The organism is Roseivirga sp. E12, from assembly GCF_017592825.1.
Taxonomy (GTDB): domain Bacteria; phylum Bacteroidota; class Bacteroidia; order Cytophagales; family Cyclobacteriaceae; genus Roseivirga.
In genome coordinates this window covers 1-541 of sequence record NZ_JAGFMD010000028.1, presented here as the reverse complement: position 1 = coordinate 541, position 541 = coordinate 1, and the positions used below count along the sequence as shown (strand labels likewise).

Sequence of the window (541 nt, the reverse complement as noted above, 5' to 3'; positions counted from 1 at the left end):
CTGATGGTATCGCTACCATTACTCCTGAGATGATCGACAATGGTTCTAATGATAGCTGTGGTGATATCACGCTATCGCTTTCTAAGACAACTTTCAACTGTGATGAGATCGGCCCTAATACAGTCACACTCATCGCTACTGATGCTTCTGGTAACACAGCTACTGCTACTGCTGTAGTAACTGTAGTCGATGATCTTGCTCCGACAGTAGTTACTCAAAACATCCTTATCTATCTAGATGAAAATGGTAATGGTAAAATCAGAGGTACTGATGTACTCTATATCTGTGATGGTGCTGATGTAAATGTGCCGGATCCTACGCCTCCCCCTACTGGTGGTGGTAGAGGTGGCCGTGGTGGCCGTGGCGGTGGCGGAACTCCACCTCCTACTGTTGATTACTCTGATGTAACGGTTACCTCTGATGTAAGCCAGTTCACCTCTTGTACCGAAGACAACTGTGCCATCGTTAATGCTACCCTTTCTAAAAATACTTTCAACTGTAGTGATATCGGTGAGGTATCAGTAATGGTAACTGTTACTGA

1 pseudogene is annotated in these 541 nt (G+C 44.9%); it reads left to right on the top strand.

The annotated features are described in order from the left end of the window. Nucleotides 1-541, top strand: a pseudogene (locus J4E76_RS21255) (hypothetical protein); the annotation flags it as partial.